We start from the raw sequence: 9,062 nt of genomic DNA, 5'->3' as shown, positions 1-9,062 counted from the left end.
GGAAATCGTGCAACGCAACAAGGCAGAGGCAAGCCTCAAGAGCGCCTACGATGACCTGGAGCTACGTGTCCGTCAGCGCACGGCAGAGCTTGCTGCCGCCAAGGAGGCCGCCGAGGCTTCCGACAAGGCCAAGTCCGCATTTCTGGCCAACATGAGCCACGAAATCAGAACCCCCATGAACTCCATACTGGGCTTCCTAGAACTGGTACTGGATGGCTACAATCTCTCGGAAACGGACAGGCAGTACCTTGGCATTGCACGGAAGTCGGCACGTGCCCTGCTGGGGTTGATAAACGACATCCTGGACGTCAGCAAGATGGAAAGTGGTAAGATGACCCTGGAACTAAAACCCTTCAACCTCAACGACCTGCTACGGAGCGTGTATCAGATGTTTGAAGTCAATGTACGAGAAAAGGGGCTTGATTTCAAGCACAACATCGCCCCAACCCTCGCCGGTAACTTCACAGGCGACCCCCTGCGCCTCAGACAGATAATCATAAATCTCGCAGGTAATGCCATCAAGTTCACCGAACGAGGCAGCGTCAGCATAGAGGTACGTCCACACACAGAGGGCGACTTCATACACTTTGCCATCACCGACACGGGGATCGGTATACCCGCTGAGAGGCTGGAGGGGATATTTGAGGCATTTACCCAGGCAGACGGCTCAATGACCCGACGATTCGGTGGCACCGGACTTGGCACGACGATATCCAAGCAGTTGGTTGAGATGATGGGTGGCCGCATCTGGGTCGAAAGCGAACCGGGTAAGGGGAGCGTCTTTCACTTTATTGTTGACGTAAAACGAACGGATAAATATTCACAGTACCCGGTTCAGGGTGCAGATGGCGCCGGTGACGGCATCCGGCAGAGCAGGCCACACAGGGCATTTCGCATACTGGTGGCCGAGGACATTGATGAAAACATCGTCTTGTTAAAAACCCGTCTGGAGCATCAGGGGCATACCGTAGTGGTAGCCAGAGATGGCATCGAGGCCGTTGAACGCTTTAAGAGTGATGACGTTGACATCATCCTGATGGATATCCAGATGCCACGGATGGATGGTCTGGAGGCCACGCAGCATATACGCACACTGGAGGGTCAATCTTCTGACAGACATATACCCATTATCGCACTGACGGCAAGCGTGATGGAGGAAGAGCGCTCAACCTATGTACACAAGGGGATTGATGCCGTTATTGGTAAGCCTGTTCAATTCGGGCAACTTTTTGATACAATAGAAGAGATAACTCCCAAGGGGGTTGGGCAGGTGTCCGTTAAACCGTTGGTTGAACAGGAGACATCTCTGTCAGATAAATTGTTATTACTTGAGGGCATAGACGTGGAAAAAGGGATAGAGACATGGATGGACCCCAAGGTCTATGCGGAGGCCTTGAGGGAATTTTCGCACAAGTACGGCAACGCAGTCCAGGGCATATCCTCACTCGTTGAGGATAACGACATAGAGTCTGCAACGAGGGTCGTACATGCCATCAAGGGGGTGTCGGGTAATCTGGCGATGCCGCAGGTGTATGGGGTCTGTCATAAGGTTGAGCGTGCCCTCAGGGAGCAACACATTGACCAGGTCAGGGCGTTGTTGGGGCAACTCGGGGATGCACTTGACAGGGTTGTCGGCGCCGTTGACAGGTTCCGGGACATGCAGGTTCAGGTCGCAGCACAGGTCGGGGCTGAACCGGACATGTCTGTGATAAGGGATATCCTAAGGCGGATGATGCAGACCTTTGAACTATATTCCCCCGATGAGGTGGAACCGTTGCTAATTGAGTTGCAGCGGCATGTCGGTGTAGAGCAAATCGCACAGATCAAGAGATATGTCCAGGAACTGAACTTTGTCGGGGCAAGGCTTCAGACGGTACAATTTGCCAGGACTTTGGAAATAGACGTAGAGTGATGAAGATTGTGCATAGGCTACAAACAAGGTATAATGGGGTCAAGGGGTCCGTGACCCCTTGCAGGGGGGTGAGGGGGGGCGGAGCCGCCCCCTCCTTCTTCTCTTAAGGTTGGACTACCCACTAAGGATGATATTATGTCAGAGAACAAGTACGGCGTATTGATTGTAGATGATGAGCCTGGCAACAGACAACTGCTGCGGCAGATATTAATGGAGCACTATAAGTTATCCTTTGCCACGGATGGCGTAAATGCCCTTGAGGTGGTGGTGAAGGTCAGGCCGGAGCTGGTGTTGCTCGATATCATGATGCCCCATATGGATGGCTATGAGGTCTGCCGCCGATTGAAGGCCAACCCCGCAACGGCTGATATCCCGGTTATTTTCATAAGTGCGTTGACGGATATCGCCGAAAAGGTCAACGCATTTAACAGCGGCGGTGTGGACTACGTCTGTAAACCGTTTCAGCGTGAAGAGGTTGTCGCACGGATTCAGACGCATCTGAACCTGTATAGCCTGCAGAAGGCGCTGGAGCGTAGGGTGCAGGAGGAAGTTGATAGACGCCGCCTTGATGAACAGATGCTGGTACAGCAGTCCAAGATGGCGGCGATGGGTGAGATGATTGGCGCCATTGCCCATCAGTGGAAGCAGCCACTAAATGCCCTCAGCCTCACCATACAGGATATGGAGATTGCCTTTGATACGGGTGAGCTTGATAAGCAGTACATTGAACAATCGGTTGCACAGGGCATGGCGCTGATCAAACACATGTCTCAGACGGTGTCTGACTTCCAGAATTTCCTCAAGCCCTCCCACCACAAGAATACGTTTAGCGTTGCGGAGGCCTTCTATGACGTGGCCGCCCTCTTCTCCGACCAACTGAAGAAGGACAACGTCGCATTACGCTTAAATTTCCCCAGGACACTTGAGCTGTATTCAAGCGGATATATCAACGAGTTCAAGCAGGTAATCCTCAACCTCATAAACAACAGCCGGGATGCCATCAAGGGACACAAAAAGAACGAAAATACTGCCTATGAGGGGTGGATCACGGTTGACATTGAGGGTGTTGACGACAAGGTGGTCGTGCGTCTGTGCGATAATGGGGGTGGGATTGACCCGTCCGTGCTCAACAGGCTATTTGAGCCATACGTCACGACCAAGGGGGATGGCGGCACGGGGATAGGGCTGTACATGTCAAGGGCCATCGTAGAGGGGAAGATGGAAGGGGCGATATCCGTATCGAACACGCAGGTCGGTGTGGAGTTTGTCATCACCCTGCCCCTTACAACGGGTACATAGGCACGGCTACGGGGATGTCGTCAACGGAGTTTCTTTCTGCATCTTTGACAGGTCATCGCTTGTCCGTGACAGGCGTGTTATGAGGGTCTTGAGGAACATCTTGTTAAACCGTATCTGACACTGTGGCGACGTCCTGTCGATCATCGTCCCGCTGATCTTGAGCAGTGTCACGTCGGTGGCGGAGATGATGCTTGCAGAGCGTTTGGCCTTGGTGATAAAGCCCATCTCACCGAAGCAATCGCCCGCCTTGAGGATTACCAGGGGTCTGTCGCCCTTTTTGACCTGCACCTGTCCCGATACGATTATAAAGAAGGAGTCATCGATATCGCCTTCGGTGATGATGGGGTCATTTGCGGGGTGCTCGACCCACGAGCTGGCTCGCATGACTTCGGACAGCTCGGAGTTAAAAAAACCATTGAAGAATTCCAGCTTTCTGAGCATCTCATGCCGCACCTGTTCCTTGATAACCCTGTCGGCATGTTTGAGGCTCTTCATGGCACCTACCAGGTCTGCGGCAAAGTCGATGCCACGGGGGTAGCGTTGCTGGGGGTTTTTATTGATGGCCTTTTTCACTATCATCTCCAGGACTTCCGGCATATCGGGCTTGTAGACATGCATGGGTAGTGGGTCGTCGTTGATTATCTTCAGGATCAGGCTTGAGAGGTTATCGGCTTTCATGGGCGGCATCCCCGTCAGCAACTCGTACATAACCACGCCCAGGGAGTACAGGTCGGTTTGGTTGGTCAACTCCTCCTCCTTGATCTGCTCCGGGGACATGTACTGCGGAGAACCCATCAGGCCGCCTACCTGCGTGACGTCGGTCTTGTTGAGTTGGGCGATGCTAAAATCGCCGATCTTGACGTCGAGGTCTTCGGTCATCATGATATTGCCCGGCTTGATGTCCCGGTGGATGATTCCCAGGTTGTGGGCATAGTCAAGCGCCTTGCAGCACTTAAAGATGATTTCGATGACCTTTTCCCTGGGCAGCAGCTTATCGGGCTTGCAGTAGTCCTTGAGGCTCTTGGCGCCCCTGACAAACTCCATGACAAGGTAACAGTGCTTTATCTCTATGCCGGCGTCATAGACGTGGACTATATTGGGGTGGTCGAGTATCCCGGCACACCGAGCCTCGTTGAAGAACATGCGTCTGTAGCGGTTGGCGTTTTCGCTGTCGTGCATGTTTTCGGCATTGGCAACCTTTATCGCTACCTCACGGTTTATGTAAGGGTCCACGCCGCGATATACTATCCCCATTCCCCCACGGCCTATCTCTTCCTTGAGGTCGTACTTGCCTATTCTAAAGATGTGTTTTGTACCCATAATACCTCTGTTTTCATATGCTACGTTTAACATAGCAAAGTAGCACCTCTTTTGACAAGACCTGTTTTTTTTAAGTATACTGATCGGATTCGAGTTTTTTCGGGTATCAAAATTGCCTGAATAGAAGAAAGAAAGGGGCGGCTCCGCTTCTTGTCGCTCCAGGAGGGGGCAGCGCCCCCCGGCTCAATGCGCTCCTGGCCCCCTTCAGAACCCCCTGCAAGGGGGCCAGCCCCCTTGACCCCATTATTTTGTCAATCAAATATCATGGTTGCGTTCAAATTTGTGGCCACCGAGTCATTTGCGCAGGCTTACTTCGTGTACGGTATCAACGAGGGCCTTGACGTTGTCTACGGGTGTTTCGGGCAGTATACCGTGTCCGAGGTTGAAGATGTGCCCCTTGGCCTGGGATGCCTTGAGGACTATCGACTTGGCAGCGATCTGGATGTATGGTCTGGTCGAAAACAGTATACACGGGTCAAGGTTGCCCTGGATTGGCATCTGCTTTGATCGGTTGATGGCGTCGTCTATGTCTATGCGCCAGTCTACGCCGATGACGTCGGCCCCGGAGTCTGCGGCTATGTGCAGGATACCGGCACAGTTGTTGACAAAGTATATGATCGGTACACCGAGTGGTTTCAGTGCGTTGAGCGTCTTTTTCACGTATGGGAAGACCCAGTTTTTGTAGTCCGTGGCAGAGAGCACGCCCGCCCACGAGTCAAATAGCTGGAGGGCATGGACGCCCGCCTCCACCTGCGCCGTAAGATAGGCAATCGTGCTCTGGGTTATCGTCCCCATGATGGCGTTAAAGAGGTTGGGGTTGGTGTGCATCATTTTTTTGGTGTGTATGAAGTGTTTTGAGCTGCCCCCCTCGACCATGTACGTCAGGACGGTAAATGGCGCTCCGGCAAAGCCAATCAGCGGCACACTCAGGTCGGCAACGAGTAGCTTGATTGTCTCTAATACGTATGGGACATCCTCCTGTGGTTGTATGACCCTTAGGGTATTAGCATCGGCGATGTTTCTGACGGGGTTATTAAAGACGGGGCCGCCGGTTTCGGGGAAATGCAGCTCCATGCCCATTTTTTCGGCAGGGATGAGGATGTCCGAAAACAGGATTGCGGCATCCACGCCCAGTATGTCTACGGGTTGCCTGGTGACCGTGGCGGCCAGCTCAGGGGTCTTGCACAGGGTCAGGAAATCAACGTCGGCACGTATCTTCTGATATTGTGGCAGATAGCGACCCGCCTGTCTCATGATCCATATTGGTGTAAAGGGGGTCTTCTCCCCTCTGCATGCCCTCAAAAACACATCATTCATAAGTACGCTCCCTACGTCATAGATATTTTAACAGGACAAACTCCATCACGTATTGTAACATAATCAAGAAAAAAAGAAAGAAGGTAATAATTCAGCTATCTATAGTTGAAATGTATCTTCTTTATATTTCATGGTAACTATACTTTTACGCATCCTGGATTCCTGGTCAAGCCAGGAATGACAAACTTGGAAAACGGCTGTAACTGTCATTCCTGCGAAAGCAGGAATCCATGCCTTTTACCGTGAAATAAAAATTACCCCTGCTTTTTAAAGAGGATACCTATATTATGTGGTAAACCCAACGGTCGCGTCGCCAACCGCTATGTGGTACCACTGCTATTCAAAAGTGATAACATTTAATGGATGCCAAGGGGGGCACGGGAATTCCTGGATGTAAGGCGGATATTATGATTCGGCGTAGCCTGCATCGTGTTTGTCGAGGCATCGGCGTTGCGAGTGTTCGATGACCAAAACTTCACCTGTATAGCGTCTTACCGAATGCGTTGAGAAGTATTATCTGATAATTTTCAGCCTTTTTAAATCTTCATCTGTCCAGCGAGCTTGCTCTTCAATAATAGCTTTCAGAGTTTTGAGCTTAAAAGTCTGACTTGGAGTGTGATAGGGAACGGTTACTTTTCGACCGTCTGCATGGTAATAGCGTTGGTGGCTACCGCTTTGGTGACGCAAATAGAAGCCATCTTTTAAAAGAGCATGAATGATAACCTGAGCTGTAAGACTCCTAAGGCGTTTGTAGTCAAGGGACATCAATCAAACAGAGACGACCGTTTTTATCTCCACATCAGTTTCATTTTCAGGTATTTCTCTGCCGTCCACGATGAACTCTTCTACTATCATTTCCAGTACATCCTGGATATTTTTTATGGCTTCCGTCGGAGTACGTCCGCAAGTAACGGCCCCTTCGCTCCTTAACAGAGGGCAATAGACAAACCATTCGTCTTCGTCCGGCTCGAGTACCACGGTAAAATTATAAGGCCTGTTTTTATGTAATCTTATGGTGTGATTAGACATGACTTTATTGTACCTCATAACCATCACCGTGTCAAGCTTCTTAGTCACCCTCTCAGGGCAATCGCATTAAAGAATTTTAACGCTAAATTGACAGGGTCTAAGGGCATTTGTTAGATTACGATATGTGCGATAAGCAAGAAACGGAGGTTAAACAATGAGGTTTCGTATCCGTATTGAGCAGGACGAGGATTGTATGTTTGTAGCCCAATGCCCTACCCTGCCTGGGTGTATCTCACAGGGCAAAACCCGCCAGGAGGCAATTGTAAATATAAAGGACGCTATAAAAGGCTATCTTGAGAGCCTCCAAAAACACAACGAACCAATACCAGTATCTTCTTTATATTTCATGGTAGCAAAAGAAAGAAAGGGGCGGCTCCGCCCCCCTTCAGAACCCCCTGCAAGGGGACCAGTCCCCTTGACCCCTTCCTACTAAATCTTTTACCATGCTTTTTTTAGAGGATACCCAATACCACACTAAACAGAGCGGGATAGACTGTCTTGAACGATAAAAATGACTTTCAACCCCTGTACTTCAGGGAGTCACTGGATATTGTAAATCCCTGCGGCTGTGTGGGGGTTGTCACGTTGTGGTCTGAACGCTCCAGGGTGCGCAGGAGGTTTGAGGAATGGGGCATCGACCTTGCCCCTGACACCTCACCAATCGCCGTCTTTGGCAACCTCTACGGGAACGGTCTCAAACACCTCCTGGTCAACCTCCTGCACAATCCGCAACTTACCCACCTCCTGGTCTGCGGCAACGATCGCTCCGGCTCACGGCAGGAACTGGAGGCGTTCTTTGCGCGAGGCGTTGAGGCGCATACCGCCCTGGGGGTACAACACAACAGGATCATAGGCACCAGACGCCTGATTGATGCCCGACTGTCCCCGGAACTATTCAAACATCCACCGACTGTGATTTCCCTGGGTGACATAAACGAAACCGATTTTGCCAGGAGGCTTGGGGAATTCTTTAGCACCACCGACCTTGGCAACTGCGGTATGGCCGATACGGAGAGGGTCAGGATCGAACTGGTAGAGCCGCAGGTGGCATCTTTTCCGTGCAATCACAGGGGGTTTACGATCATCAGGGAGACGCCCCTGGAGGCGTGGAAGGAGCTTATCTTTTGCCTGCATCGCTTTGCCCCCGTGGTCAACCTCGGCCCCAGGAAGGGCAATCGCAAGGAGCTGCAAAACGTTAAGGTCGTCGTCGAAAGACCCGCCGAAGAATCCGCTGAACTCTTGGCTCGGTATGGCTTTGACCTTGAGGCCTTTCACCGGTATCAGCAGCGGCTATTAAGTCCCGATATCAGGGGCGATGAGACATACAACTACGGCAATCGTATAAACGCTTGGTTTGGCGTCGATGCCATATCGGAGTGCATCAGAAAGCTCAGGGACAATCCCCAGGACAGGGGTGCCTTTATCGGCCTGTGGGATGCCCGATCAGACCTCACCACGCACCAGGGCAGGCCGTGTCTGGTCTCCATCTTTCTGAGGACGTTTGAACCAGGAGCGTCCTGGAGCGAAAAAGAAAGCAGACTGACCCTCAATGCCGTCTTCCGCACGCACAATGCCGTGGATGCCTGGCTGCAAAACTTTTACGGCCTGATGAATATCCGTGACGTTATCAGCAGTGGCGTTGGCATACCGCCGGGGGCAATCACGATAATAAGCCACTCCATCAGCATCAACACCGCCGACTACGAACGCATCTCAGGGGTCGTCGGGGAGAAGGAGAAGCGGTTTGAGTTCACCCCAGATCCACACGGGCAGTTTGACGTTGGCGTAGAGGACGGTTTCATCGTGGTAAGTCACATCTATGAGGGCAGCGTTATCGCCCGGTACAGGAGCAAGAAGGCGGAACGCATTCAGTACGAGCTAAAACGCGACCACGCCATCTCAGACATCGGTCACGCCATCTACATCGGAAGGCAACTGCAACAGGCAGAACAGAAACTTAAGGGAAAAGAATAAGAAGCGGAGGGGGTGAGGCACCCCTGCCACAAACCGCCCCTTTCTTTCTTGTGCTACCATGAAATACAAGGGTGCATAAACTTTTGGTGGGTAAGATAAACGGGGGTCAAGGGGACTGGTCCCCTTGCAGGGGAGGTCAAGGAGGGGGCGGAGCCGCCCTTCTTGTAGGGGGTAGGGGGCGAAGCCCCCATTCTTTCTTTGACGAAGCCAC

General features: G+C 51.8%; 7 protein-coding genes and 1 pseudogene. 4 read left to right on the top strand and 4 right to left on the bottom strand.

The window, feature by feature from the left end:
• Positions 1 to 1,912: ATP-binding protein (locus tag HWQ67_RS08715; protein WP_218252296.1), on the top strand; the 1,912-nt coding region annotated here is incomplete at its 5' end.
• A gap of 135 nt (positions 1,913 to 2,047) precedes the next feature.
• The gene (locus tag HWQ67_RS08710) at positions 2,048 to 3,211 is read left to right on the top strand and encodes a sensor histidine kinase (RefSeq protein WP_218252295.1); all 1,164 of its coding nucleotides are present in this window, start codon (positions 2,048 to 2,050) and stop codon (positions 3,209 to 3,211) included.
• A gap of 6 nt (positions 3,212 to 3,217) precedes the next feature.
• Here HWQ67_RS08710 and HWQ67_RS08705 read toward each other — a convergent pair whose 3' ends face one another.
• The 4 genes from HWQ67_RS08705 to HWQ67_RS08690 form a co-directional block, all read right to left on the bottom strand.
• Positions 3,218 to 4,564 (bottom strand): serine/threonine-protein kinase, encoded by a 1,347-nt coding sequence (locus tag HWQ67_RS08705; protein ID WP_218252294.1) that lies wholly within the window; start codon positions 4,562 to 4,564, stop codon positions 3,218 to 3,220.
• 261 nt (positions 4,565 to 4,825) lie between these two features.
• The gene (hemE, locus tag HWQ67_RS08700; RefSeq protein ID WP_218252293.1) at positions 4,826 to 5,848 is read right to left on the bottom strand and encodes a uroporphyrinogen decarboxylase; all 1,023 of its coding nucleotides are present in this window, start codon (positions 5,846 to 5,848) and stop codon (positions 4,826 to 4,828) included.
• A 513-nt stretch (positions 5,849 to 6,361) separates the two neighbouring features.
• Positions 6,362 to 6,613 carry a type II toxin-antitoxin system HicA family toxin gene (locus tag HWQ67_RS20500; RefSeq protein WP_218252292.1) on the bottom strand — a complete coding sequence of 84 codons (252 nt, stop codon included), beginning with the start codon at positions 6,611 to 6,613 and terminating at the stop codon, positions 6,362 to 6,364.
• A 3-nt stretch (positions 6,614 to 6,616) separates the two neighbouring features.
• A complete protein-coding gene (locus tag HWQ67_RS08690; protein WP_218252291.1) occupies positions 6,617 to 6,925 on the bottom strand; it encodes a type II toxin-antitoxin system HicB family antitoxin in 309 nt (102 codons plus the stop codon).
• A gap of 106 nt (positions 6,926 to 7,031) precedes the next feature.
• Between HWQ67_RS08690 and HWQ67_RS20495 the strand changes: the two are divergent.
• Positions 7,032 to 7,205: pseudogene (locus HWQ67_RS20495) on the top strand (type II toxin-antitoxin system HicB family antitoxin); the annotation flags it as partial.
• A 170-nt stretch (positions 7,206 to 7,375) separates the two neighbouring features.
• Positions 7,376 to 8,851: a DUF4346 domain-containing protein gene (locus HWQ67_RS08680; RefSeq protein ID WP_218252289.1), complete on the top strand. Its 1,476-nt coding sequence runs from the start codon at positions 7,376 to 7,378 to the stop codon at positions 8,849 to 8,851.
• Positions 8,852 to 9,062: the final 211 nt, after the last annotated feature.

This window comes from Candidatus Magnetobacterium casense, assembly GCF_019173545.1.
GTDB classification, from domain to species: domain Bacteria; phylum Nitrospirota; class Thermodesulfovibrionia; order Thermodesulfovibrionales; family Magnetobacteriaceae; genus Magnetobacterium; species Magnetobacterium cryptolimnobacter.
This window is presented reverse-complemented; position numbering and strand designations above follow the sequence as displayed.

Excerpts from the sequence above, each read along its gene's own strand:
- HWQ67_RS08710 (WP_218252295.1), top strand. The coding sequence starts at position 2,048 with ATGTCAGAGAACAAGTACGGCGTATTGATTGTAGATGATGAGCCTGGC.
- HWQ67_RS08705 (WP_218252294.1), bottom strand. The coding sequence starts at position 4,564 with ATGTTAAACGTAGCATATGAAAACAGAGGTATTATGGGTACAAAACAC.
- hemE (WP_218252293.1), bottom strand. The coding sequence starts at position 5,848 with ATGAATGATGTGTTTTTGAGGGCATGCAGAGGGGAGAAGACCCCCTTT.
- HWQ67_RS20500 (WP_218252292.1), bottom strand. The coding sequence starts at position 6,613 with ATGTCCCTTGACTACAAACGCCTTAGGAGTCTTACAGCTCAGGTTATC.